General features: G+C 54.8%; 27 protein-coding genes. 3 read left to right on the top strand and 24 right to left on the bottom strand.

The window, feature by feature from the left end:
- Window positions 1–14: 14 nt before the first annotated feature.
- The 12 genes from tapY2 to murJ form a co-directional block, all read right to left on the bottom strand.
- Window positions 15–296 carry a type IVa secretion system protein TapY2 gene (tapY2, locus tag AACR14_RS06480; protein WP_019445572.1) on the bottom strand — a complete coding sequence of 94 codons (282 nt, stop codon included), beginning with the start codon at window positions 294–296 and terminating at the stop codon, window positions 15–17.
- Window positions 293–3,955 carry a pilus assembly protein gene (locus AACR14_RS06485; RefSeq protein ID WP_019445573.1) on the bottom strand — a complete coding sequence of 1,221 codons (3,663 nt, stop codon included), beginning with the start codon at window positions 3,953–3,955 and terminating at the stop codon, window positions 293–295. Before AACR14_RS06485 ends, tapY2 begins: the two co-directional genes overlap by 4 nt.
- A gap of 10 nt (window positions 3,956–3,965) precedes the next feature.
- Complete coding sequence (gene tppD / locus AACR14_RS06490; RefSeq protein WP_083851939.1) at window positions 3,966–4,400, bottom strand: type IVa pilus pseudopilin TppD; 435 nt, start codon at window positions 4,398–4,400, stop codon at window positions 3,966–3,968.
- Window positions 4,397–5,392, bottom strand: coding sequence for a PilW family protein (locus tag AACR14_RS06495; RefSeq protein WP_019445574.1), 996 nt, complete (start codon window positions 5,390–5,392; stop codon window positions 4,397–4,399). The genes tppD and AACR14_RS06495 overlap by 4 nt, the downstream gene beginning before the upstream one ends.
- Window positions 5,389–5,958, bottom strand: coding sequence for a type IV pilus modification protein PilV (gene pilV / locus AACR14_RS06500; protein ID WP_005348939.1), 570 nt, complete (start codon window positions 5,956–5,958; stop codon window positions 5,389–5,391). The genes AACR14_RS06495 and pilV overlap by 4 nt, the downstream gene beginning before the upstream one ends.
- A 2-nt stretch (window positions 5,959–5,960) precedes the next feature.
- Window positions 5,961–6,365, bottom strand: coding sequence for a type IV pilin protein (locus AACR14_RS06505; RefSeq protein ID WP_019445575.1), 405 nt, complete (start codon window positions 6,363–6,365; stop codon window positions 5,961–5,963).
- Window positions 6,366–6,475: 110 nt separating this feature from the next.
- A complete protein-coding gene (ispH, locus tag AACR14_RS06510) occupies window positions 6,476–7,411 on the bottom strand; it encodes a 4-hydroxy-3-methylbut-2-enyl diphosphate reductase (RefSeq protein ID WP_019445576.1) in 936 nt (311 codons plus the stop codon).
- Window positions 7,411–7,863: an FKBP-type peptidyl-prolyl cis-trans isomerase gene (gene fkpB / locus AACR14_RS06515; RefSeq protein WP_005341354.1), complete on the bottom strand. Its 453-nt coding sequence runs from the start codon at window positions 7,861–7,863 to the stop codon at window positions 7,411–7,413. Before fkpB ends, ispH begins: the two co-directional genes overlap by 1 nt.
- Window positions 7,860–8,357 (bottom strand): signal peptidase II, encoded by a 498-nt coding sequence (gene lspA, locus AACR14_RS06520; protein WP_019445577.1) that lies wholly within the window; start codon window positions 8,355–8,357, stop codon window positions 7,860–7,862. Before lspA ends, fkpB begins: the two co-directional genes overlap by 4 nt.
- Entirely contained in the window at window positions 8,357–11,218 is a 2,862-nt protein-coding gene (gene ileS, locus AACR14_RS06525) for an isoleucine--tRNA ligase (RefSeq protein WP_019445578.1), read from the bottom strand. Before ileS ends, lspA begins: the two co-directional genes overlap by 1 nt.
- Window positions 11,218–12,192 carry a bifunctional riboflavin kinase/FAD synthetase gene (gene ribF, locus AACR14_RS06530; RefSeq protein ID WP_019445579.1) on the bottom strand — a complete coding sequence of 325 codons (975 nt, stop codon included), beginning with the start codon at window positions 12,190–12,192 and terminating at the stop codon, window positions 11,218–11,220. Before ribF ends, ileS begins: the two co-directional genes overlap by 1 nt.
- A gap of 154 nt (window positions 12,193–12,346) precedes the next feature.
- Window positions 12,347–13,909 carry a murein biosynthesis integral membrane protein MurJ gene (gene murJ / locus AACR14_RS06535; protein WP_026034954.1) on the bottom strand — a complete coding sequence of 521 codons (1,563 nt, stop codon included), beginning with the start codon at window positions 13,907–13,909 and terminating at the stop codon, window positions 12,347–12,349.
- Between the two features lie 191 nt (window positions 13,910–14,100).
- Between murJ and rpsT the strand changes: the two genes are divergently transcribed.
- Window positions 14,101–14,364, top strand: a complete 264-nt coding sequence (gene rpsT / locus AACR14_RS06540) for a 30S ribosomal protein S20 (RefSeq protein WP_005308808.1) — start codon at window positions 14,101–14,103, stop codon at window positions 14,362–14,364.
- Window positions 14,365–14,413: 49 nt separating this feature from the next.
- Here rpsT and AACR14_RS06545 read toward each other — a convergent pair whose 3' ends face one another.
- The 8 genes from AACR14_RS06545 to rppH form a co-directional block, all read right to left on the bottom strand.
- The gene (locus AACR14_RS06545) at window positions 14,414–14,716 is read right to left on the bottom strand and encodes an ArsR/SmtB family transcription factor (protein WP_005348924.1); all 303 of its coding nucleotides are present in this window, start codon (window positions 14,714–14,716) and stop codon (window positions 14,414–14,416) included.
- 51 nt (window positions 14,717–14,767) lie between these two features.
- Window positions 14,768–15,700 (bottom strand): transcriptional activator NhaR, encoded by a 933-nt coding sequence (gene nhaR, locus AACR14_RS06550; protein ID WP_005340434.1) that lies wholly within the window; start codon window positions 15,698–15,700, stop codon window positions 14,768–14,770.
- Complete coding sequence (locus AACR14_RS06555; protein WP_019445581.1) at window positions 15,687–16,094, bottom strand: hypothetical protein; 408 nt, start codon at window positions 16,092–16,094, stop codon at window positions 15,687–15,689. Before AACR14_RS06555 ends, nhaR begins: the two co-directional genes overlap by 14 nt.
- Entirely contained in the window at window positions 16,091–17,281 is a 1,191-nt protein-coding gene (gene nhaA / locus AACR14_RS06560; RefSeq protein WP_005358003.1) for a Na+/H+ antiporter NhaA, read from the bottom strand. The genes AACR14_RS06555 and nhaA overlap by 4 nt, the downstream gene beginning before the upstream one ends.
- A 223-nt stretch (window positions 17,282–17,504) precedes the next feature.
- Entirely contained in the window at window positions 17,505–18,299 is a 795-nt protein-coding gene (thyA, locus tag AACR14_RS06565) for a thymidylate synthase (protein WP_019445582.1), read from the bottom strand.
- Window positions 18,299–19,123, bottom strand: coding sequence for a prolipoprotein diacylglyceryl transferase (gene lgt, locus AACR14_RS06570; RefSeq protein ID WP_041201849.1), 825 nt, complete (start codon window positions 19,121–19,123; stop codon window positions 18,299–18,301). The genes thyA and lgt overlap by 1 nt, the downstream gene beginning before the upstream one ends.
- Window positions 19,124–19,190: 67 nt before the next feature.
- Complete coding sequence (gene ptsP, locus AACR14_RS06575) at window positions 19,191–21,470, bottom strand: phosphoenolpyruvate--protein phosphotransferase (protein WP_005340422.1); 2,280 nt, start codon at window positions 21,468–21,470, stop codon at window positions 19,191–19,193.
- A gap of 14 nt (window positions 21,471–21,484) precedes the next feature.
- On the bottom strand, window positions 21,485–22,012 hold the full coding sequence (gene rppH / locus AACR14_RS06580; protein ID WP_005340421.1) for an RNA pyrophosphohydrolase: 528 nt from the start codon (window positions 22,010–22,012) through the stop codon (window positions 21,485–21,487).
- A 733-nt stretch (window positions 22,013–22,745) separates the two neighbouring features.
- Between rppH and mutH the strand changes: the two genes are divergently transcribed.
- Together mutH and AACR14_RS06590 are read left to right on the top strand one after the other, a co-directional pair.
- On the top strand, window positions 22,746–23,420 hold the full coding sequence (gene mutH / locus AACR14_RS06585; protein WP_019445583.1) for a DNA mismatch repair endonuclease MutH: 675 nt from the start codon (window positions 22,746–22,748) through the stop codon (window positions 23,418–23,420).
- Window positions 23,421–23,500: 80 nt separating this feature from the next.
- Window positions 23,501–23,824: an isoamylase early set domain-containing protein gene (locus AACR14_RS06590; protein ID WP_019445584.1), complete on the top strand. Its 324-nt coding sequence runs from the start codon at window positions 23,501–23,503 to the stop codon at window positions 23,822–23,824.
- Window positions 23,825–23,932: 108 nt separating this feature from the next.
- Here AACR14_RS06590 and rplS read toward each other — a convergent pair whose 3' ends face one another.
- Genes rplS through rpsP form a run of 4 tightly spaced genes read right to left on the bottom strand, consistent with a single transcriptional unit; the run spans window position 23,933 to window position 25,891 of the window.
- A complete protein-coding gene (gene rplS / locus AACR14_RS06595; protein WP_005313505.1) occupies window positions 23,933–24,280 on the bottom strand; it encodes a 50S ribosomal protein L19 in 348 nt (115 codons plus the stop codon).
- Between the two features lie 32 nt (window positions 24,281–24,312).
- Window positions 24,313–25,062: a tRNA (guanosine(37)-N1)-methyltransferase TrmD gene (gene trmD / locus AACR14_RS06600; RefSeq protein ID WP_005340400.1), complete on the bottom strand. Its 750-nt coding sequence runs from the start codon at window positions 25,060–25,062 to the stop codon at window positions 24,313–24,315.
- 34 nt (window positions 25,063–25,096) lie between these two features.
- On the bottom strand, window positions 25,097–25,618 hold the full coding sequence (gene rimM, locus AACR14_RS06605) for a ribosome maturation factor RimM (protein WP_019445585.1): 522 nt from the start codon (window positions 25,616–25,618) through the stop codon (window positions 25,097–25,099).
- Window positions 25,619–25,642: 24 nt separating this feature from the next.
- Window positions 25,643–25,891: a 30S ribosomal protein S16 gene (rpsP, locus tag AACR14_RS06610; protein ID WP_005340392.1), complete on the bottom strand. Its 249-nt coding sequence runs from the start codon at window positions 25,889–25,891 to the stop codon at window positions 25,643–25,645.
- Window positions 25,892–25,925: the final 34 nt, after the last annotated feature.

Genomic DNA, 25,925 nt, shown 5'->3' on the forward strand with positions numbered 1-25,925 from the left:
CTCAATAACCAACGTTATCTGGGTTGGATTTCATCTTGTTTTTTTGCATCAGCCAGCGAAAAGGTAGCCGCCAAAGGAACGCACTCGATTACCTCTGTGACAAGATGCACCACCCCATCAATCTCATAACCTTTCTGTTTAAACACCCTGACCAGATTTGCCTTGCTCGTATCAGCAACCGGTTGCTGCAACACCATCTGCACGCCACCTTCCAGAGTGACATAACATTTCATGTCTTCCGTTTGAGCATGAACCAACAAGGGTAAGCCCACACACCAGAGCAGCATGCGTTTCATCCCTGTTCTCCTTCATAGAGATAGATTTTCTTGGGGGACATATCCATTTTTGCCTCTTCCGCACCTTGTGAGCATTCTCCTTCACCGGTACAGCGCTCAGGCTCTCCCTTCCCATCATCTTTGAGGATGACCTCCTTGCCCGGAGCACCACCTATAATCCTGATCCGGCCATCATCCCCACCATGAATAACCAGATCATCAGCAACCTTATTTTGCACCTCTACGTAACGCTGAATAACTTCCTGATTGTTGCTATCCAGTACATATTTGAACGAAGTGCCATAGTGCATATCAATCATATATTGGCGCATGGCACCGATCGATTGAATCGTACATTGTTGGAAGTCCTGTACCTGAGGTAAGAAGGAGGTGAAATAGAGCTTGCCTTGCAACACCAAACCAGCCCCCATTGATTTTTCACCGCTTTCATTGAGCCAGAATTTCCATCCCAACTTGCTGGTCAACGCCTTGGTGGTGTTTACAATCTGCTCTTCATTCAAACCCGTAAAGGGATCGCTGGTCACATCGTAGAGATCGTTCAGTGTGATACTTGATGGCACCGCTGGTTCAGACGTTTCCCCAAACAAGGTTGGATTAACATTGTAGTCACGTAGCATCACATACACATTTTGGGTTGTCGCTTCTGAGGAAGGACGATTTCTATCACCACTGCCTATCAATACGGCATCAAACGGACGCTCACTGTAAAGATAATTTGTACCATCATACTTCCAACCTTTATTGATGGTGCGCACCAATACGGGCTGAGTAAAGAAGCGACGGTCGTCTGCCAGTTTCTTATCACCCTCACTTAAATGGGCATTACCCAAACTGGCAAATTTGATGGCCGTCCATTTAGATTTTTCTGTCCCCTTCATGTCGATGCGCCAGATCTGGCCACCGGTATCTCCTGCATAGATTCGGTCTGAAATACCATCTCCATCACTATCCAGCACGGAGACAGAGCCAGGCATGCTATAAACCATGCCTGCAACTTGTTTGTTGGTTGCACTGGCCGCATCCGGGGTAAAGCTGAACAACAGCGTGCCGGCCTCAGCATCCACGATATAAATACCCAACCCTTCACTGTCTTCAGCCCCCTGGCCCAAATAGCTCTTGGCCTGATCATAACCTCCAGAGAATATCAGGACTGGCTTATAGGTTTTTTTACCATTGGTTTCTGTGTAATAACCGGGAATAAACGCAACCTCGGGGATCGACCAGGTCTCGCCCAGTTTGCTGAAACCGGCGCTGTTTTTATCCAACCGCCACATCAGCGAAGGGGAGTCCGGATTGGATATATTCAACGCATAATAGGCCTTGCCACCACCCCGCAGCCCAGTAAATAACCACACCTTGTCACCTTGTGACGACTTGATATGACCATCTTTTACTTGCTCATTGACCAGCACTGTAGGCGATGCATCCACACCATAGAGATGCACTGATGAGTCCAGGTTCTCTCGCAGCGCTTTCTGATTCGCGATAAATTGATAAGGCATAACGGCCCAGCTTTCATCAACCGTGGTGCCGCTGTCTTTAAACATATGCAAGAAGCCGGCATTACTTCCCATCACAATGCGCAAGTCAGGTGTACATGTAGTCTGTCCTGTCGACGTTGTACAACCGTAGTTGATCACTAATGGCCGTGAATGCAACGGGTCACCAAGAATATGCTCCCGATTATCTGTTCTATCACCATCCTGATTCTCATCAAACGCATCAATCCCCTTGGTCCAATTAAGCAGGTCATCCATGCTATCAGCACTATCAAGCTTCATGACAGTGCGTAGCTGCGTCGCCCCGCCTGCCATGCCCTCAAGAGCAGACTTGCTAAAGGGAGTTAATGTATTAGTGGAAGGGGGAATAACATAAAGATTGCGATTGGTTTTAGCTGCCAGCATCTCTTGTACCCCACCCTCGGCAACCTTGTTACCATCACTGGTGGATGACCAATAGGTTCTTGCTGACTCAAGAATTGTTCCATCACTGGATATCGCAGGTAAGCCACTCTGATCGACTACATAACCCTTATCTGGATTCAGAACCAGCTTTTTAAGATTGCCCTTCCATCGTGGACCAGAACCAGGCTCAAACATTGCATAATAAATATTATTCAGACTGCGAGTACGGTCAAAGTTATTAGTGGCAATGGCGGGAGAGACCAACGAGGTATTCATTTTCAAGATAGCTAGTAATGATGATTTTAATGCTTCGTTAAGTTGGGTTGCATCGGTTGCTGGATAGTATTTACCCCCACCACGACGAGCGGTCTCTGCCAATAATGCACCGGCCCCCTTAATTGCTTCATCTCCAAAACCCACGGTGAATGTTGTGACTGTTTGTTTGCCTATAGCCGAGGTGTTTACATCATTGTTTTTCATATATCCGGCAAGTGCAGCAAGATAGCTTTTTTCACCAGAAGACCCATAACTAACCAAGCCGCCATAAGCAACCTTCTCCTCTGTAGATAACGTGCTGATCAGGTTGGCGACAAGGGAATCTGCTGCTTTATCATTGGTTGGTTCACCATCTGTCATATAGATGATATAACCATTATTGGAACATTTATCATAGGGGGTTTTATATATACCCGATGTTACTTCAGCATTGCTATCCCGCTTTGGAGTACGATTTACATCATCGTCACCAAAGTACACCCCCAAACCGCCAAAGTATCTATATGATTCATATAGTGTTTCACATAAGGGAGTCCAAGTGTCAGAGCTCAAACTATTTACCTTGTCAATCAAATCCTGCGCACCGCTTTTACCAGAGGTGAGGATGGCATCGTTACCTACAATATTGCGGATTATTCTTCCGCCATTTCTACTACCTGGTTCATTGCCATCATTGTAGTTAAAAACAGCCAGACCAAAATCGACAGCTGGCGTAGCCAAAACCAGTTCTTTGACTGCATCCTGAGCAACTTTCAATCGAGTTTGTGTTGACACACCTGTACTACCGTAATACCAACGGACATAATTTGCCGTAAATAATGAGATCTGGGTAGAACTACCACTAGCAAGAGCATTGGCTACATTTGATGTGTAAAACCAGCTTCCCGTTGTGCGATTTGGCTTGTCAACGGGATAACCATCAACAATATATGTTGAATATGGACCTGAATATTGATTGTTTGCGTTTTGCTCATCAATATCTTGCTGGCAATCTGCAATTATTATACTGTAAATATCAAAATCATTTAGAGAACGCCAACGCCCCTTTCTATTTTTATCATATATTTCATATCCCCAAACTCGTGACTGAAATCGGCCCACATTATTTAGAGGGCCTTTAGATGTCGCACATGCATTTAAATTCTCACTAAAACGTTTGGTACTGTTGATAGTGGGAACTTTTCCATCACTGGAGAAATAGATGAAGCGATTACTATTATTAACATCTGGATCATTAGCCAATGATGGATAACTTATCGATGAGTCATAAGGCTCTTTAGCAACTTCGGTTGTATTTTTCATACTCCCCGAGTTATCGAAAATAAAGAGCACCTTAGGGCGGAAGTCCCCCGCCTTGGCAAAGTCATAAATAAACAACTCGGTATCATCGGAATAACCAGTACCTACCGCCAAAGATCCCCCTGATATTCCGCAACACAATACCAGCAAGCTTGTAAACAAACAGTTCCTTATGTTCATCACCCGCTCCCTAATTGGCACTGAGCAAGGGTTGTTCTACCCCGGCAGTAAAGGTCATTTGGCTATTCACCTTGCCATAAGCACTGGATGTGGTGGCTTCAGCATAACGACAAGCTGGCGTTACATTCTGGCTACTGGCTTCAAATTTTCGTTTGCATACACTTTCTGTATTGACTGTCAAAGTAGTAGGAGTGGTAGTGCCTATTGCCGCCGAAGTACCAATTGCCTGCGTTGCAATTTGTGTTGAGAGAGAAGTATCGCTCAATGCAGACTCCAGAGCACCTTCAACTTCGTGCTCCGCTCGTTGCAAACTGGCACTAGAACCCGCCATCTTCAGACTCATACCACTGGATTGCATGACGACTACCGCAATCAGAGTCAAGGGAACCAGAATAACCAGTGCAACAATCAATGCTACACCCTGGTTTTTTTTAACCAATCTCATGTTCCACCTCGGGTGGTTATTTGTTGATTGCGTAATGCAATACTGCTTTCCAAGAGCAGACGGCGATAACCATCACCACCACCATTAACCGTAATATTACCGAGTTGATAGCTATTGTTATTCTTATAGCGACTTGATTCCCGAGCGGCTCTAATCAGTAAGAAAAGCCGAGCCCCCAATACTCGCCCCTCATTCCAGCGCTGTGTTGTCATTTGGTCCGTTGACATATATCTGTCTATGCGTCCATCAGGGATCAAGGAATCGTCAACACCATACATCAGCACCATATGTTCAACGCCCTCAGCCATAGCGCCACCAATCAGAGCAGAGCCACCATTGACGGTCAAATAGCGCTTGCGTAAAACAGGAATACCATCTTCTTGTGATAGGTAATAAATGTAGTGCTGGTATTCCCAGATCTGGCTCTCATTATTGGCACCAAAGAGTGGTCTGGTTTCGCTTCCCTTGATGACTCTCGCCTCCTGACTATTGGTTGCCATATAAAAGCGGTTTGTATCCAATCCCTCTGATCCTGGTATAGGACGCCCTACCAGTCGCTTGATACTGATTACATCGGAGTTTGCCACTCGATCGTTGGCATCAATACAAGTAAAACCACTCAGTCCTTTGCTTGCGGAAACCCGTGAAACCCAAAGTCCGCGAATTGGCCCAAGAGGTGATGGCAAACTACCGACAGAGCGCTCATCCAGACAATCGCTACTGGCAGGAACAATGCTGCCAGCACTGAGGCTCAGAGAAGAACCAACTTGTGTTGACTGACCAGTATAAGCTCCAAAAAAGCCAGCCCATTTGATATCCTGGCTAATCAACCGAATGGCCAATCGACCATTTTCCTGTAATTCACTTTGATCAAAGGCATCTTGAGAGCTGGAGCGAGACATCACAAAAACAGTGAATACCCCCGCCAACAAAAATAGACCGAGCAGCATAGCGACCAGCCACTCTACCAGCGTGAAACCGCGAGAGATCATAAAGTCGTCGTCAGAATAAACTGGCGCCTCGAAAGATTATTTGCTGTCGAGAGTTGACACTCATTGATCAGCGTTGCCGCGGCGGCGGCAGCCCCCCCATCAGATATCTCTTGTTTGCCAGCCCAAAATATTCCGACAGCCAATACATTATTGGCCCGCCGAACCACGCAGCCTATCGGTGAATTCAAGGAGGATGCAGCACCCGAAACACTTGCCCCAAGCAGGGCTTGTTGCCAGTAGTGAAGGTCGGCATTACGTAAATCTGCAGCACTGCACGCGCTGATTGTGCCATCAGCAGCGGCGCATGTAGGGCGTGGCAAGTTGGCGGCAAGATTGACGGTCACTGCACCGGATGCAGTCCAGCTATCGCGATTTATCCGTACTCGTTCAACCATATCGTTAGCCAACCAACTGGCGATAGTACGCTGACGAGCTTCATAACTGGCAAATTTGGAATGGGTTTGCAAAGCAACCAGACCAAGCAGCCCCAGCGACAGGATGACAGCGGTGATCATCACCTCCAGCAGGCTGAATCCTCTCTCATGTGATGAAACATGAATGGCCATGGCTATTCCCAACAGCTATTGCTAGCTGCACCAGAGGCACTTTTGACACCCAACTGATTAATGGAAAACACCGTGCAATCGGTATCTTTGGCTTGGGCTGTCGTCGCGCCAGCACTGGCTGACAAGGTGTAGGTGTTGCCTGATACGGCAATGGATAATTGATACAGGCCATTCTCAGATGCACTACTGATACCAAGAGCAGCAGCAGAGGATGCATACTGATTGAAATCCATAAAATAGGTTTCTTGCCGATTGGCCGCATTGAGCAGCATGCTCTTGGCTTCGACACGATGACTGGTCAGCACATATTGCTGATAGGCGGGATAAGCGATGGTGCCAAGAATCGCCACGATAGCGATGACAATCATCAACTCAATAAGAGAAAAGCCACGAAAGTATCCAATCATATCCCATCCTTGGTGACAGACTGCTTCATAAGTTTAACGCCGAGCCTGTCTCTTGAACAAACCCGGCGTCATTATCAACACACTTTATTCTTAAGCCTTCCTGGCTGCACTCAAATTATTCTAAGTTCGGGAGGAACCTCAAAGACTACGTTCTCTTCACGGCCAGGATGCTCGGCAACCACCTTGCCTCCCAGCTCCCGCAGGCGGGCAATCACGTTTTGCACCAGCACCTCGGGGGCGGATGCACCTGCAGTGACGCCGATCGCCTTCACCCCTTCCAGCCAGCTCGCCTCAATCATCGACGCATCGTCGATAAGATAGGCTCTGGCGCCCACCTTCTCGGCCAGCTCGCGCAGACGGTTGGAGTTGGAGGAGTTGCGAGACCCCACCACCAGCATAGCGTCCACCAGCCCAGCCATCTCCCGCACCGCATCCTGACGGTTCTGGGTGGCGTAGCAGATATCGTCCTTGCGCGGCCCCTGGATCTTGGGAAAGTGCTTGCGCAGCGCATCGATCACGTCAGAGGTCTCATCCACGCTCAGGGTGGTCTGGGTAACGAAGCAGAGATCATCCGGATTCTTCACCTGGAGCTTGGCCACATCTTCCGGTGTCTCCACCAGATACATGCCGCCTTCGCGATTCTCGTATTGCCCCATGGTCCCGATCACCTCGGGGTGGCCAGCATGACCGATAAGCACAGCTTCGGAGCCCTTGCGACTGGCGCGATGGACTTCCATGTGAACCTTGGTCACCAGCGGACAGGTGGCATCAAATACCTTGAGGGCGCGGGACTTGGCCATCTCACGCACTGTTTTGGCCACGCCGTGAGCAGAGAAGATGACGATGCTGTCATCCGGCACCTCGTCCAGCTCCTCGACGAAGACAGCGCCCGCATCTTTCAACTTGTTCACCACATACCGGTTATGCACCACTTCGTGGCGGACATAGATGGGGGCACCGAACTTCTCCAGCGCGCTCTCGACAATACTGATGGCGCGATCGACACCGGCGCAAAAACCGCGAGGGTTAGCGAGCAGAATATCCATTAATGCACCTTCTCCTCATCATCAACGCCCAGGATCTCCACCTCGAAGGTGACGGTATGACCGGCCAGCGGGTGGTTGAAATCGACCGTGACCGACATCCCGGCTACCGCCCGGATAATGCCCGGCAGCTCGCTGCCATTGGGCTGATCGAACAGGATGATGGTGCCGACTTTTGGCTCCACATCGGCGCCAAATTTGGCACGGTCGAGATGGTAGATGTTGTCGGGGTTGGAGAGGCCAAAGGCCTCTTCCGGCGCCAGAGTAAAACTCTTGCTCTCCCCTTCGCTCAGCCCCAACAGGCATTGCTCGAAGGTGGGGGTCAGGCTGCCATCGCCCATCCGCAGGCGGGCCGGTTTGCCGTGCAGCGCCGTGCTGTCGGCAACCGAGCCATCTTCCAGCTTGATGGAGAAGTGGAACAGCACGCTGCTGTTAGCGGTGATCTGCTGGCTCATGCCTGCTCCTTTTTCTCACCACGGAAACCGTCCAGCACAATCATGGCGGCCCCGATAAAGATAAAGCTGTCGGCCAGATTGAATGCCGGCCAATGCGCACGCTGCCAGTAGAAGTCGAGAAAATCGACCACATGGCCCAACACCAGTCGATCAAAGACGTTGCCGAGGGCGCCGCCGATGATGAGTGAATAGGCGATACCGCTCCAACGCTGGGCCACCGACTGCTTGCGTAGCCAGTGGATCAGCAATCCACAAATGGCAAAAGCCAGCACCGCGAAGAACCAGCGCTGCCAGCCCCCCTGATCAGCCAGGAAGCTGAATGCGGCACCCTTGTTGTAGACGTGAACCAGATTGAAGAAGGGGGTGATCTCCACCCCCGGGTAACCAAATGGCAGCAACTTGACCACGGCGAGCTTGCTCGCCTGGTCCAGTACAAAGGCCAGCACTGCCAGCCACAGCCAACGCAGGCCGCTTTTATGTTGAGTCATGTTCATCAGGCAAATTGACGAGTTTCGCCGTCACCCTCAACGTTGGTCACACAGCGACCACAGATCTCTTCGTGACCCGCGATGGTGCCCACATCTTCCACATGGTGCCAGCAGCGGTCGCACTTGGCGGCGGCAGACTGGGCCACGCTCAGCCACAGGTCATCACGCTCGGTCGCCACAGAGCCTTCCGGCGCAGTGTCAGCCACAACCACCTTGGCTTTGGAGGTGAGCAGCACGAAGCACAGCTCATCAGCCAGGGCATTCAGGCGTGCAGCCAGCTCCGGCTTGGCGAACAGGGTCAGTTCGGCCTGCAGGGAACCGCCGATACGCTTCTCGCCACGGGCCACTTCCAGCGCCTTGTTCACTTCACCACGCACGGTGAGGATCTCGGCCCAGAAATCGTCATTGAGGGATTCACCCGCTTCCAGACCGAACAGGCCGTCGTACCACTCTTCGGTGAAGACGAACTCGCCGCGCTCACCCGGCAGCAGGGCCCAGATTTCATCAGCGGTGAAGCTCATGATCGGCGCCATCCAGCGCACCATGGCCTCGGCAATGTGATAGAGGGCGGTCTGGCAGGAGCGACGGGCCAGGCTGTCAGCCTTGGCGGTGTACTGGCGATCCTTGATGACGTCCAGATAGAAGGAGCCCATCTCGATGGAGCAGAACTGCATCAGCTTCTGGGTTACACCGTGGAAGTTGTACTCGTCGAATGCCGCCATGATCTCGGCCTGTACCGCTTTGGCACGACCCACAGCCCAGCGATCCACCACCACCATGTCGGCAGGCGCCACCATGTCGGTCGCCGGATTGAAGCCGTTCAGGTTGGCCAGCAGGAAGCGGGCAGTATTGCGAATACGACGATAAGCATCGGCAGAGCGCTTGAGGATCTCGTCGGAGACAGTCATCTCGCCGGTGTAGTCAGTGCTCGCTACCCACAGACGCAGGATGTCTGCACCCAGCTTGTTCATTACGTCCTGCGGGCTCACTACGTTGCCGATGGACTTGGACATCTTGCGACCCTGACCATCCACGGTGAAGCCGTGAGTCAGCACCTGGTTGTAGGGAGCTTTGTCTTTCATGGCCACACCGATCATCAGGGAGGACATGAACCAGCCACGGTGCTGGTCAGAACCTTCCAGATACATGTCGGCTGGCTTACCGTTGAACTCGGGACGGGCATCGACCACGGAGGCGTGGGTAGAACCGGAGTCAAACCAGACGTCGAGGGTGTCAGGCACCTTGTCGTACATGTCGGCGTCGCTACCCAGCAGCTCGGCCTTGTCCAGATCCCACCATGCCTGAATGCCGGACTGCTCGACCCGCTTGGCTACTTCGTGCATCAGGCGCACGGATTCCGGGTGCAGTTCCTGGGTCTCTTTATGGACGAACAGGGAGATAGGCACACCCCAGGTGCGCTGACGGGAGATACACCAGTCAGGACGGTTCTCGACCATCGCCTGAATACGGTTTTTACCCCAAGCCGGTACCCAGCCGCTCTGGCCTTGCTGGGCAATACCATCCTTCTCGATGCGCTCGATCTCTTCCAGCGCGCGCTTGCGCAGACCCTTCTGCTCCATGCTGATGAACCACTGCGGGGTAGCACGGAAGATGATCGGGGTCTTGTGACGCCAGCAGTGCGGATAGGAGTGGTTGAACACCTTGTGATGCAGCAGGGCACCGCGCTCGGTCAGCACTTCGATCACGGAGGCGTTGGCCTTGAACACATGCTGACCGGCAAACAGTTCGGTATCCGGCAGGTAAACGCCGTTGCTGCCAACCGGGTTGGCCACTTCCAGACCGTATTTCTGGCCGACCACGAAGTCTTCCTGACCGTGGCCAGGGGCGGTGTGTACGGCGCCGGTACCGGCATCCAGAGTCACGTGATCGCCCAGTACCACAGGCACGTCTAAGCTGTAGAAAGGGTGGTTGAAGCGCAGCAGCTCGAGCGCGGCACCCTTGGCATAGCCCAGATTGTGGAACTTCTCGATACCGGCGCGATCCATCACGTCCTTGACCAGCTCTGCGGCCAGGATCAGACGCTCGGGATGCTCACCTTCAACCTGCACCAGTGCGTAATCCAGATCGGCGTGCATAGCGATGGCGCGGTTGGCTGGCAGGGTCCACGGAGTGGTGGTCCAGATCACCGCAGAGATCGGGCCCTTGCCGGTGTGGCCTTCGGCACAGTCAAACTTGGCGGCAACGGTCGCCTCATCAACAGCCTTGAAGCGCACATCGATGGAGGGGGAGTTCTTGTCGTAGTACTCCACTTCGGCTTCAGCCAGCGCGGAGCCGCAATCGGTACACCAGTGCACCGGCTTGGAGCCTTTGTGCAAGTGGCCGTTTTCAACGATCTTGGCCATGGAGCGGATGATGTTGGCTTCGGTGCCAAAATCCATGGTCAGGTAGGGGTGTTCCCAGTCACCCAGCACACCCAGACGGATGAAGTCGGTCTTCTGCGCTTCGATCTGGGTCTTGGCGTATTTGCGGCACTCGGCACGGAATTCGGCAGCGGAAACCTTCTCGCCCGGCTTGCCGACCATGCCTTCCACTTTCAGTTCGATAGGCAGACCGTGGCAATCCCAACCCGGCACATAGGGGGAATCGAAACCGGAGAGGCCCTTGGACTTGATGATGATGTCTTTGAGGATCTTGTTGACCGAGTGACCGATGTGAATGTTGCCGTTCGCATAGGGGGGGCCATCATGCAGAATGAAAGAAGGCTTGCCCGCTTTGGCGCGGCGAATAGCGCCGTAGAGATCCTGATCGTACCAACGTTTCAGCATGTTGGGTTCGCGCTTGGCCAGATCGCCACGCATCGGAAACTCGGTTTCCGGAAGATTCAGGGTGTGTTTATAGTCGCTCATCAGTCCTGGGTTCCCTTCTTTTCTAAAAGAGTGCTGGGTAAATTGAATTGTGGCAGCCCGAACCAGGCTCGGGCCGCCAGGGCATCTCGTTCGATCTGCTCTTTCAAGGCAGTGAAAGAGGCAAACTTCTGCTCTTCGCGCAGCTTGTGGCGAAGCAGCACCTTGACCTGCTGACCATATAGATCACCAGAAAAATCAAATAGATGTACTTCCAATCTGGCTTGTGTACCGCTCAAGGTCGGCCGTACACCCACATTGGCTACACCGGGGAAGGTCTTGCCGGAACATATCACTTCCACCGCAAACACGCCACCGACCGGGATCACCTGACGCTTGAGGGCCAGATTGGCAGTGGGAAAACCTATGGTGCGCCCCAGCTTGTCGCCGTGGGCCACCCGGCCGCTGATGGTGTAGGGACGGCCAAGCATCAGCTCCACTTCCGCCATCCGGCCCGCCTTGAGGGCTTCACGCACCAGGGTGCTGCTGACCCGCTGCCGTTCGAGCTGGAAGCTCTGGGTACTGATCACCTCGAAGCCGAAGCGATGGCCCGCCTCCTCCAGCAGGTGGAAATCCCCTTCCCGCCCCTTGCCGAAGCGAAAATCATCGCCGACCACCAGATAGCGCACTCCGAGCTTCTCCACCAGCAACTGCTCGATGAAGGTCGAGGCCGCCTGCTCGGCAAAGCGGTGGCTGAAGCGCACACAGAGCATGCGGTCGATATGCAGCCCCTGCAGCGCTTCATACTTCTCGCGCAACCGGCTCAGCCGGGCGGGCGCAGCTGTGCCGGCAAACAGCTCCAGCGGCTGCGGCTCAAACAGCATGACGCAGGCGGGCAATCCCAGCTGGGCCGCTTTCTCCTTGAGACGTGCCAATACCGCATGGTGACCCTGATGAACCCCATCAAAGTTGCCAATGGTTAATACACATCCCCGGTGACGGGGCTTGAGATTGTGAATGCCGCGAATAAGCTCCATCAGTGCCTTGTGCGTTGCTGCCATGGAAATCGGCGGATTATATATCAGGCAGCAGGCAGGGTCAGCCCTCATAGCCTGATTTCAACTATCCGGGCCCAATCACGCCCCCTGCGGCGCCATGAGGCACTATCCCCATGGCGCCGCAGGATCACGACTACTGCTGCCCCGATTTAAGGTGACGCGGCCGAATGCCCAGCAGCAGCAACACCACGGCATAGACCGCAGCCCCCAGCGATAGCAGCATGGTCAGCTGCAAACTGGCCTTGCCCATGCTCCATGCGCCCCACTGGGCCAAGTCTGGCGACAGATAGGCGAGCACGCCGCCCATCAGCACGCTGGCGACCAGCAGCTTGAGGCAGAACACGCCGGTATGGCGGGAAGGACGATAGACGCTCTGCTGGTACAACCCTTTGAACAGCAAAGCCGCATTCAGGGTACCCGAGCAGGCGGTCGAGAGCGCCAGCCCCACGTAACCGAGCGGGTAGATGAAGATGAGGTTGCAGACCATGTTAGCAATCATCGACATCACCCCGATCCGCACCGGCGTCTTGGTGTCCTGACGGGCGTAGTAACCGGGCGCCAGCACCTTGATCAGCATCAGGGAAAGCAGACCGGTAGTGGAGGCCAGCAGGCTGGCGCTCGACATGGCCACTTCATGCAGGCCAAATTCGCCGCGCATGAACAGCACTCGCAAAATGGGCTCGCGCATGACCGCAATACCTATCATGGCGGGCAGGCCGAGCAGCATCACCATCCGCACCCCCCAATCCATGGTGCGGGAGAAGTCGGCCGGATCGGCATCCACATGCTTCTTCGCCAGCGCAGGCAGGATCACGGTACTGATGGCTACCGCAAACAGCCCGAGGGGGAACTCCAGCAGGCGATCAGAGTAGTAGAGATAACTGATGGCACCGGTCGCCAGGAACGAAGCCAGCATGGTGTTGACCAGCAGGTTGATCTGGCTGACCGAGACCCCGAACAGGGCCGGGATCATCAGGGTGCGGATCTTCACCACCCCAGGGTGATTCCATCCCCACTTGGGCCATACCAGCATGTTGATTTGGCGCAAAAAGGGGTACTGAAACAAAAACTGCACCAAACCGCCCAAAAAGACACCAATCGCCAGCGAGATCTCAGGTTTGTCCATCAGCGGTGCAATCCACCAGGCCGCCGCAATCATGGTGATGTTGAGAAACACCGGCGTAAACGACGAGACCGCAAAGCGGCCGAAGGTGTTGAGGATAGCCCCCGCCATGGCGGTAAAGGTGATGAACCATAGGTAAGGGAAGGTGATTTTGAGCATCAGACTGGCGAGCTCGAACTTCTCGGCCGCAGGGCCGCCATGCAGCCAGTCCCAGAACCAGCCCCAGCCAAACAGCGCGGTCAGCACACCCGACCCCAGCACACCGAGCAGGGTGACCACAGTCACGATCCCCCCCAGCGTGCCCGCCACCGCCGCCAGCAATTCACGCACTTCCCCCTCGTCGCCATTTTTCTTGTACTCCGTCATCACGGGAACAAAGGCCTGGTTGAAGGCACCTTCGGCGAACAGACGACGCAGAAAGTTGGGAATGCGATTGGCAAAAAAGAAGACGTCGGCGGCCACCCCGGCACCGAGCAGATTTGCGATGACTACATCGCGAACCAAGCCCATTACGCGGGATGCCAGCGTCATTCCGGACACTATCATGCCGGATTTGATCAATTTCTTACTCAAGACGAGGCCTCTGGAACTGTCAGAATGAAAAGAATGCTGCTAGAATCGGCCGACAGTTTAACCGTCTCCCTACTGACACACCACCGGGAGGCGGTGTTTATTTGCACAAATCATTTGACAATATGTGGTTGGAAGGGCATATTTCCGGGCCTTTTCAATACACTCGCTAAGACAGTTTTAGGAGTTTTACCTTGGCTAACATCAAATCTGCTAAGAAGCGCGCTCTTCAGTCAGAAAAACGCCGTCAGCACAACGCCAGCCGTCGTTCCATGACCCGTACCTACCTGAAGAAAGTCATTGCTGCTATCGCCTCTGGCGACAAAGCTGCTGCGACTGCCGCTTTCGCTGTTGCTCAGCCGATCATGGATCGTATGGCGACCAAAGGCCTGATCCACAAGAACAAAGCTGCTCGTCACAAGAGCCGCCTGTCTGCCCAGATCAAAGCTATGGCTTAATCAGCTTCTGCTGATCAAAGCTGAAAAAACCGGCCTTAGTGCCGGTTTTTTATTTATCTGAGCTGCAATAAAGTCGATGCAGCAAACTGATCATTTCACGCACCTCATGGCTGCGCAGCGAATAGTAGACCGTCTGGGCCTCTTTGCGCGTCGTCACCAGCTCATCCCGCCGCAGCAGCGCAAGATGCTGTGACAAGGCCGACTGACTCAATCCCAATCGCTCGTTGAGCTCCCCCACTGACAGTTCGCGCTCCAGCAACTGGCACAGAATAAACAGCCGCCGTTCGTTGGCCAGCGCCTTGAGCAAGGCCACCGCTTTACTCGCATTGGCTTCCATCTCTTCAAGTTGCATCACATCTCTCCTCTACCACTCATCGCCGATGATACGTGGTGACGGGTCGTTTTAAAACGACAGGGTGGCCGGCTGGATGGCGGAGAAATTCTCCTGGCCGGAAAAGAGAAAGGTAAAATCGCTCTCGCAGACCCGCTTCACCGCCGGATGCTGGATCATCCGCTCGGCGAAGATGACGTAATACTCCTCCATCAGATCCTGGGTTTCCCCGATCAGCATCACCCCCTCCCCCTCAAGGATCTCCTCCCGATAGATGGTGGGAGCCATGAAAATCCCCTGATTGAAGAAGCCAAACGCCTTCATCAAGGCGGCATCATCAAACTCGCCAAGAATGCTGGGGGAGACACCTTGCTGTTCGAACCACTGGGTCAGCTGACGCCCCATGGCGGTACGGCGACCGGGGATCAGCAGCTTGCGCTCTTCCAGACAGGCAGGAAAGGGTTTTTCAGGCAGCGGCGCCTTGCAGAAGAAGCTGACGCCACAGCCGCCCAACCGCTTGGAGAGCAGCCCCGCATGCTGGCTGGAGTCCACTGGACAGTCGGAGAGGATCATATCGAGCTTGTGCTCGCTCAGCTGCTCCAGCAGCAGTTCGTGGGTCGATTCGAAACAGCGCAGATGAATGGAACCATCATTGGGGATGACAGAGAGCAGCACGCGGCTGGCAAGGCGCTTGGAGAGGGCATCGGCGATGCCGACGTCGAACAGGATCTGGCTCTCCTTGCGGTAGTTGACGATATCGAGCATCTCGTAGGAGAGGCTGAACATCTTGTCGGCATAGCGAAACACCAGTTGACCCAGCTCGGTCGCCTCTAGGGAGCGCCCCTTGCGTTTGAGCAGCTTGCCACCGAGGCGCTGCTCCAGCAGCTTGATCTGGCCGGTGACGGTTTGCGGGGTCAAAAAAAGGGCTTCCGCTGCCTGGGTAACGGAGCCCTTCTTCTGAGTCATCCAGAAATAGTAGAGATGGTTGTAGTTAAGGTGTGACATCCGATGGGGTTCCCGCTTGACGCGGACTCCGGTAGCAGCTGAGTTCAACCGCCAGAATGTCATACATGTCGCTAACCGAGTCAACCTTGTTCGCGCCAAACTGCTCCATCAGACTTGCCTTGAGGCGTGCCTTGTCAGGCATCCGGTCAGCGCAATAACGCTTGTTGGAGCGCTTGACCATCTCGCCAGCCCTGCTGCTTAGCGCCCGCTCGGAGAAGGTTTCGCCAAAGCGCGCCTTGGCCTGCTTGTCCCCCAGCAGCAGGGCACTGTCTACCACCCCGTTCAGATAGGCAGAGCAGTTCGCCGAAGCGGCGTCCTGCTTGCAATCCTCCAGCCCGCCGGCCCAGGCCGCGGGGCTCAACAACAGCATCAACAACCCTGTATGCAGCTTCATAGTCCCTCCGTACTCTGTTCCCCTTCACCCTTGGGAAGGGCCATGCGCAAGGCCAGATAGCCGACTACCGCCGCCATGGTGGAGCCCACCAGGATCCCGAGGCGAGAATAGCTGCCGTAATCCAGCCCACCGTGCTCGAAGGCGAGCGACGCGATAAACATCGACATGGTGAACCCGATGCCACAGAGGATGCTGACCGCAAAAATCTGCTTGAAGTTGACCCCGGGCGGCAACTGGGCAATGCCCAGCTTGACCGACAGCCAGCTGATGGTGAACACCCCGAGCGGCTTGCCGATAAACAGCCCCAGCATGATCCCCATAGGCACCGGACTCAGCAGGGAGGAGAGACCAATCCCTTCCAGCGATACCCCCGCGTTGGCAAAGGCAAACAGCGGCAGGATCAGATAGGCACTCCAGGGGTGCAACTTGTGCTCCAGATACTTGAGCGGCGAGGCGTAACGCTTGCCGTTAAGCGGGACCATAAAACCGACTACCACACCGGCCAGGGTCGCATGGACGCCAGACTTCAGCACCGCAACCCAGAGCACCAGGCCAACCAGCATGTAGAGGCTGATCCTGTCCTCACCACGACGATTCATCCAAAGCAGGGTGAGGGTTGCCAGAATACCGATGGCCAGCGCCTCCAGCGACAACTGCTGGGTATAGAAGAGCGCGATGATGATGATGACGCCGAGGTCATCCATGATGGCCAACGCCAGCAGGAATACCTTGAGGCTCACCGGCACCCGCTTGCCGAGCAGCGCCATCACCCCGAGGGCAAAGGCGATGTCGGTCGCAGCCGGAATTGCCCAGCCAGCGCGCGCCACTTCGTCCGAATAGTTGAAAAAGGCGTAGATCAAGGCCGGAGCCAGCATGCCGCCAACCGCCGCAATAGCCGGAAAAGTCGCTTGCACCCGAGAGGAGAGCGCCCCCTCAAGCATTTCACGCTTCACTTCCAGACCAACCAGCAGGAAGAAGATCGCCATAAAGCCATCGTTGATCCAGAGCAGCAGCGGCTTGTTGATGTCGAGAGCCGCGATGCGCACCTGCACCGGCGTGTCGAGAAACGCCTGATACCCGCCAGCCAGCGCGGTATTGGCCAAAATCATTGCCAGCATGGCAGCCATGATCAGAATAATTCCGGAGGCGGCCTCCAGCTTCAGGAACTTTTTGATTACGTCACTCATGGTTAAATTTTCCACCGTATTGCTTTGGTTTGAGTCTATCCCTTGCAACAACCAATGGAAAATCGTTTCTTGCTGCTCAATACAACGAAAAAACCGAAAGCAAAATAGAACATACCTGCTATAAGCAGGTTTTTCCTCGTCTCTGGCTACCGTCTTATTAATCAATAAAATGAATTTTCAATTATTTAACTGCATAAAAAAAGCGCCCTGAGGCGCCTTGTTATCAGATGGCGACGGGCGCCTTGATGCCGGGATGGGGGTCATAACCCTCGATCTCGAAATCCTCGAACTTGTAGTCAAAGATGGAGTCAGGTTTGCGCTTGATCACCAGGGTCGGCAGCGGGCGCGGCTCGCGGGATAGCTGCAGCGCAGTCTGCTCCATGTGGTTGGAGTAGAGGTGCACATCACCACCGGTCCAGACGAAGTCACCCACTTCCAGATCGCACTGCTGGGCCATCATGTGGGTCAGCAGGGCATAGCTGGCGATGTTGAACGGCAGGCCGAGGAACACATCACAGCTGCGCTGGTAAAGCTGGCAGGAGAGCTTGCCGTCCGCCACATAGAACTGGAAGAAGGCGTGGCAGGGAGCCAGCGCCATCTTGTCCAGCTCGCCCACGTTCCAGGCGGATACGATGATGCGGCGCGAATCAGGGTTGTGCTTGATGTCATCCACCGCCTTCTGGATCTGGTCGATGACAGACCCGTCAGCCGCAGGCCAGGAGCGCCACTGCGCGCCGTAAACCGGCCCCAGATCGCCATTCTCGTCGGCCCACTCATCCCAGATGCTGACGCCGTTTTCCTTCAGATAAGCGGTATTGGTATCGCCATTGAGGAACCAGAGCAGCTCGTGAATGATGGAGCGCAGGTGGCACTTCTTGGTGGTCACCAGCGGGAACCCCTCCGCCAGATTGAAGCGCATCTGATGGCCGAACAGGGAGACAGTACCGGTGCCGGTACGATCTGACTTGACGGTGCCCTCATCGAGGATTTTCTGCATCAGGTCGAGATAAGCTCGCATTATTTCGCCTCCTTCATGGCATTACCGAACAACTGCGGACGCTTGTAGGCGGCCCAGATCATCAGGGCACCGGCGATAATCATCGGGGTGGAGAGGATCTGGCCCATGCTGATCTCCTGGAAGTAGAGACCGAGCTGGCTGTCCGGCTGGCGCACAAACTCCACCAGGAAGCGGAACAGGCCGTAGAACAGCAGGAACATGCCGGAGATGGCACCGCGCGGCGGATTCTTGCGCCAGAACAGGTTGAGGATGATGAACAGCACCACCCCTTCCAGTGCGAACTGGTAAAGCTGGGAGGGATGACGCGGCTCGGGGCCGGCCTCCGGGAAGATGATGGCCCAGGGTACATCGGTGACCCGGCCCCACAGCTCGCCGTTGAGGAAGTTGCCGATCCGGCCAACACCGAGACCGAACGGAATGAGCGGTGCCACAAAGTCGGCCACGGTGAAGAAGTGGCGCTTGGTCTTGTGGGCAAACCAGATCATCGCGGTGATCACCCCGATCAGACCACCGTGGAACGACATACCGCCGGTCCAGATCTTGAACAGGTAGGTGGGATCCGCGAGGAAGAGATCGAAGTTGTAGAACAGCACGTAACCGACACGGCCCCCGAGGATCACCCCGAGGAAACCGTAAAACAGCAGATCAGACACCTCGTTGCGGGTCCAGCCGCTGTTCGGCGCATCGGCGCGACGGCCGGCAAGCCACATGGCAAACGCGAAACCGAACAGGTACATGAGACCATACCAGCGTACCGATAGTGGTCCCAAACTGAATGCTACGGGATCAATCTGCGAGAAAACCCAATATCCATCGTGCTGCATATGCGGCCCCAGTCAAAATAAAAGCCGCATTTTCCGATCATTCGTCAGCAGGGACAAGGCATGATTATCAATCACTCTGTTTCGATTTATGACCGGCTCGCAGCAAACCGCCCAAACCATGCTCCTCCAGATAGCGGGCAAACAGGCCGCGCAGTACGTGGGGGTTGTCATGTTTGAGGCCATCGGCCATCAGTTCGGTCAACTCGCTCAGGGTGGATTGACGCAGCACGTACTTGATCCGGGCGATGTTGTGGGTGTTCATACTGAAGCGGCGATAGCCCATGGCAAGCAACAGCAGCACACCGACCGGATCACCGGCCAACTCGCCACACACCGACACCGGCTTCTGGTAGCGATGGGAGGCATCAACCAGCTGTTGCAGGGCGCGGATCACCGCAGGATGGAAGGCATCATAGATGTTGGCAACCCGGGAATTGTTGCGATCTACCGCCAGCAGGTACTGGGTCAGGTCGTTACTGCCCACCGACCAGAAGTCGATGAGCGGCGCCATCTCCGGCAAGATAAAGAGGGCTGAGGGCACCTCGATCATCACCCCTAGGCTGGGGTAGCGGATCACTGCATCGCGGCTCGCCGCCTCTTCCGACACCTCTCGCCACGCCTGATCCAGCAGACGACGGGAGGCTTTGATTTCGCTGACGCTGCTGATCATCGGCAGCATGATGGCCAGATTGTCCAGCCCTTCACTGGCCCTCAGCATCGCCTTGAGCTGCACCAGAAACAGTTCGGGGTGATCCAGGGTGATCCGGATCCCCCGCCAGCCAAGGAAGGGATTTTCCTCGACGATGGGGAAATAGGGTAACGGCTTGTCGCCGCCCACATCCAGCGTCCGCATGCAGACCGGCCGGTTGCGGTAGGTCTCCAGAATGCCGCGATAGCGGGCAGTCTGCTCCCACTCGGAGGGGAAGCTCTCCTGCAGCATAAAGGGGATCTCGGTGCGATAGAGACCGACCCCGTCCGCCAGCTGATTGAGGGAGATCTCGGTATCGGCACTGAGCCCGGCGTTGAGCAGCAGAGAGACCTTGGTGCCGTCGGCCGTCTCGGATGGCAGGTTGTCGACGCTGCGCACCAGGGTATCGAGCGCCCGCTCTTCGCTCAGCAGCTGACGATACTCGGTCAGGATCACCTGATTGGGCTCGATGAAGAGATCGCCGCTGTAGCCATCGACGACCAGCATGCGACCACCGATGTCACCAAGGGGCAGATCTACCCCCATGATGGCGGCCACCCCCATGGCGCGGGCCAGAATGGCCGCATGGGAGTTGGTTCCCCCCTTGAGCGAGACCACCCCGGTCAGATACTCGCGGGGCACTTCCGCCAGAATGGTGGCTGTCACCTCGTCGGCGACCAGCACCACCGGCTCGCCGATGGAGATATGTTCCGGTTCATTCTGCACCAGTCGGCTGATCAGCCGCTGGGCAATATCCTTCACGTCGGTGGAGCGCTCCTGCAAGTAGGGATCCTTCATCCCCTTGAACTGCTCGATCAAGCGATCACTGATGAGCTTGACCGCAGAGACCGCAGTCCAGTGCTCCTTGCTCACCTTGTTGCGAATCGGCTTGATGTAGCCGGGATCGTTCAGCAGATGGAGGTAGATATCGAAAATCGCCACCGAATCCTGGCTGTAGCTCTCGCGAAAACGCAGCGCCAGACTCTCCAAGTCGTGCCGCACCTCCTCAACCGCCAGCTCCAGCCGCGCCAGCTGGCTGGCATGGTCTTCATCCTTGCGCGGGGTAATGGACGAGAGCGCTTTGCGGGGCCGCCACACCCAGGCCTTGGCCATGGCGATGCCGCTGGCACCGGCAATACCGCGCAGCGGCTTGCTCCAGTCGGTCTTCTGCAACCACCCCTTGGCTTGCGCCTGGGCGATCCGCGCCGCCAGCTGGGCCGCCAGGGTGACCATGAAGGACTCTTCTCCCTCATCGAAGCGGCGACTCTCCTTCTGCTGCACCACCAGAATGCCGACCACCTGACGCTGGTGCATGATGGGGGCACCGAGGAAGGAGCGGAACGCCTCTTCGGCAACATCGGGCAGGAATTTGAAACTGGGGTGCGCGGGGGCATCAGCCAGGTTGATCAGCTCTTCCCGCTGACCCACCAGACCAACGATACCCTGCTCGTAGGGCAGGGTCACCTTGCCGACCGCGGACGGGGCCAAGCCGTCGGTAGCCGCCAGGCGATAGCGGCGCACCTCGGGTTCCGAGACATAGACGGAGCAGCAGTCCACTGCCATGGCGTGCCGGGTCTGGCTCACCAATGCCTGTAAGGCCTGCTCGAGGGTATTGGCCTCGGCCATGCTCTCGACGATGCGTCTCAGTTCCGTTAACAACTAATCTGTGCTCCTTAACGGGCGCGGTTGCGCCGCCCATCCTTCTTGTTGACCTGCACTGCCGGCACTGGCATCGCCAGCGGGGCAAACTCTTTCATGACCCGGCGATAAACCTCCCGCTTGAACGAGACGACCTGACGCACCGGGTACCAGAAGCTGACCCAACGCCAATCGTCAAATTCGGGATGGCCATGACAACCGAACTGGATCCGCGACTCCTTGCCCGAATTCAGCTGTAACAGGAACCATTTTTGTTTTTGGCCAATACAGACCGGTGAACTGTCCCAGCGGACAAGACGTTTGGGTAAACGGTACTTTAGCCAGTTACGACTGGTGGCCATGATGGTCACATCTTCGGGCTTGAGGCCAATCTCCTCATACAGCTCTCGATACATGGCCTGCTCTGGCGTTTCACCATCATCAACCCCCCCCTGCGGAAACTGCCAGGAGTGCTGCCCATAGCGTTTAGCCCACAACACTTGTCCTTCACGGTTACAGATCACGATACCGACATTGGGACGAAATCCGTCGCCATCAATCACGTGATCACCTTATAAAGGCTGAATCTATAAGGAGATTGTTCCACATTCACTCCGTGGCAGCAAACAAGGAGTGAATCCCCTGTTTCATGAATAACTTTCAATTTCAAACATACTTATAAACAAATCCAAGGATCCGCTACCCCAAGTTGCCCACCCAGGCTGTGCATAAAGCTGTTAGCAAACGGGTATATACAGTACTTTTAAACTGTACGCGAAAAGTGCCTCTCCGCATCACCACGCGACACAAAATATAAAAAATCATTATTTTTCATTATCTTGAGATAAAACAACTGGATCTAGATCCATGTTCCCCCAAGAGCCTGATCCATGATCCGGATTGTGAACAAGTTCAACTGCTCAAAGATCCACCGCGGCGAAATTATCCACAGGAGTGGCACAATATCTACCCCGTTTAGCCTGTAAAAATGGGGTGGCATTCACAATTTTTTGTAACATATCAGCGACTCCAACCACTTTCATCCACTTATCCAAGATTTCTGTGGATAACTGTGTGTAACATCATGCACAAACCCTTGGACAACTATTTAGAGGTCAAACCAGACCAGGATCACTACTCGATAAAATAGACAAAATCCTTTAAAATCATAATGATGAGTTAAAAGCCCCCAAATTCTCTGCATTTGATCTTATCCACTCAGGATCGGTTATAAAAACAGCGATCCTTCTCGGGATCCTCCCCTGTTAGAATATGGCGAGCAAGATGGAGCCAACTATGCCAAGCAATCCCCAATCCGAGCAGGAGTTATTGAGCCGCGCCTATGCCATGGCCGGCTTCACGCTGGCGCAGCTGGCCGCCGAGGCTGGCGTCGCTGTGCCCAAAGACCTGCGCCGTGACAAGGGGTGGGTCGGTCAGTTGATCGAGCTGCAACTGGGGGCCAGCGCCGGGAGCAAGCCGGAGCAGGACTTCCCGGAGCTGGGGATCGAACTCAAGACGATCCCCGTGGATCCTCAAGGCAAACCGCTGGAGACCACCTTCGTCTGCGTCGCCCCGCTGATCGGCGTCAGCGGCCAGCGCTGGGAGGAGTCCAACGTGCGTAACAAGCTCTCCCGGGTGCTCTGGATCCCGGTGGAAGGCAGTCGGGAGATCACGGTTGGCGAGCGGCGGGTCGGCATGCCGCTGATGTGGAGCCCGAATGAAGAGGAAGATCGGCTACTGCGTCAGGACTGGGAGGAGCTGATGGACATGATAGTGCTGGGAGAAGTGGAGCAGATCAGCGCACGCCACGGCCAGGTGATGCAACTGCGGCCCAAGGCGGCCAACAACAAGGCGCTGACTCGCGCCATCGGCCGCGATGGTCAACCCATCATGACCCTGCCACGCGGCTTCTATCTCAAGATCGACTTTACCCACAGTTTGCTGCAACGCTATTTTGCCTTGCCGACTTGATCTGCCTTATCAACATCTTTGTCATATGGTGGTATAAAAATAGACAGGAGCCATTTTTAACTCACAGACAAGGAGGCGTCATGCCACTGATCAAACAGTTTTTGAAGTCCAAGCCCGAGGTCAAGGTGACCTTTGCAGTAGAGAAAGAGGCGGCTGCAGGGGCGGAACAGGTGATGCTGATCGGCGAGTTCACCCAGTGGCAACCGGTCGAGCTGAAACGCATGAAGAGCGGCGAGTTCAAAGCCACCCTCAATCTGCCGACCGACGGCCCGGGCTACTTTGAATATTGCTACCAGCTCATCACTCCGGAAGGTGAGACCCTCTACGAGAATGACTGGGCTGCGGACGACTATGTGCCTGGCCCTTTCGGGCGTGACAACTCGGTGGTACGGGTCATCCAATAACGGCAACCAGAGAGCCAATAGACGGATACAAAAAAGGCTCGCCATTGGCGAGCCTTTTCACTACCTGTCGAGCTATTTGCCGACATACCGACACCAATTCGAATCGAATTAGTTGAGCTTCTCTTTGATACGAGCAGCTTTGCCGGACAGGTTGCGCAGGTAGTACAGTTTGGCGCGGCGAACATCACCACGACGCTTCAGTTCTACACTGTGGATCAGCGGAGAGTGAGTCTGGAATACACGCTCAACACCTTCGCCGTTGGAGATCTTGCGAACGGTGAAAGCAGAGTGCAGACCGCGGTTACGCTTGGCAATAACGATGCCTTCGAAAGCCTGCAGACGCTCTTTACCACCTTCTTTAACACGAACTTGAACACGTACAGTGTCGCCCTGGGCAAAAGCCGGGATGTCGGTACGCAGTTGCTCTTGTTCAAGCTGCTGAATAATCTTGCTCATTGTCTTTCCTTACCTAGGATAAACTGAAAACTCTACTTAACGCTGTCACGCACTTCGCGGACATACTCGGCAAGAAGTGATTCTTGCTCGTCAGTCAGAGCTAGGTTGTTAATAAGTTCCGGCCTTCTTTGCCAGGTTCGTCCGAGCGACTGCTTGAGACGCCAGCGTCGAATCACTTCGTGATTGCCGCTTGTCAGCGCCTCGGGCACCGCCAATCCATCCAACACCTCCGGCCGAGTATAGTGGGGATGATCCAGCAAGCCATCCGTAAAGGAGTCTTGCTCGGCACTGGCCTGATCACCCAAGACTCCTGGAACCAGACGCGAAACCGCATCGATCAGGGTCATGGCAGGCAACTCGCCACCACTTAACACGTAATCCCCGATAGACCACTCTTCGTCGACTTCGGTTTGTATCACGCGTTCATCGATACCTTCGTATCGACCGGCTACCAGAATCAGTTTCTGATTCGTCGCCAACTCGGTCACGCCCGCTTGAGTCAGCTTGCGTCCCTGAGGAGAGAGATAGATGACTTTCGCCCCGTCTCCCGCCGCTTGCTTGGCTGCATGAATCGCGTCACGCAGCGGCTGAACCATCATTAACATGCCGGGCCCACCACCATAAGGACGATCATCGACCGTACGGTGTTTATCGTGGGTAAACTCCCGGGGGTTCCAGCACTCAATCTGCAGCAGGCCACTCTTGACGGCCCGACCCGTTACCCCGTGCTCGGTAATGGCTCGGAACATTTCAGGGAAGAGGCTAATGACCCCAATCCACATAAGAAACCTCCGGCACCCGTGTTAGCGCGGGAAACTAGAAACCAGGATCCCAATCAACTTCGATTGTTCGAGCAGTCAGATCAATATTCTTGATCACCTGCTCTTCCAGGAACGGAATCAACCGCTCCTTTGCACCAAAGGCATCTTTTACATTGGCCTCAACCACCAACACATCGTTGGAGCCGGTTTCCATCAATTCGGTCACCTTGCCCAAGTCGTATCCCTTAGTGGTCACTACCGAGCAACCAATCAGGTCACGCCAGTAGAACTCACCTTCAGGCAACGCAGGCAACAGATCGGCGGGTACGCCAATCTCGACATTGGTCAATGCCAGGGCATCTTCGCGCACATCAATACCATCGAGTTTGCAAATCAGACCCTTGTTGTGACGTTTCCAGGATGAAACCCGGATTTCACGCCACACCCCGTTCTGATTAATCAGCCAGGGGTTGTAATCGAAAATCGCTTCGGCAACATCGGTGAAGGAGTTCACTTTAAGCCAGCCCTTGATGCCATAAACGGTACCCAGGGTGCCCAGAACTACAGGTTTTTCCACCTTAACTCCTTACCGTTGGGCTGATTAAGCAGCTTTTTTAGCGTCTTTGATCAGCTTGGCAACGCGGTCAGAAACAGCGGCACCAGTAGCAACCCAATGCTCGATACGAGCCAGGTCCAGGTTCAGCTTTTCAGCTTGACCAGCAGCAACCGGGTTGAAGAAACCAACGCGCTCGATGAAGCGACCGTCACGGGCGCAACGGCTGTCAGAAACTACTACCTGGTAGAACGGACGCTTTTTCGCGCCACCACGTTGTAAACGAATGGTTACCATATCGTCCTCATTAACATCTAATGAACAAGGCCCG

The organism is Aeromonas sp. 159 (assembly GCF_963862045.1).
In the GTDB taxonomy this organism is placed as follows: Bacteria; Pseudomonadota; Gammaproteobacteria; order Enterobacterales; family Aeromonadaceae; genus Aeromonas; species Aeromonas veronii.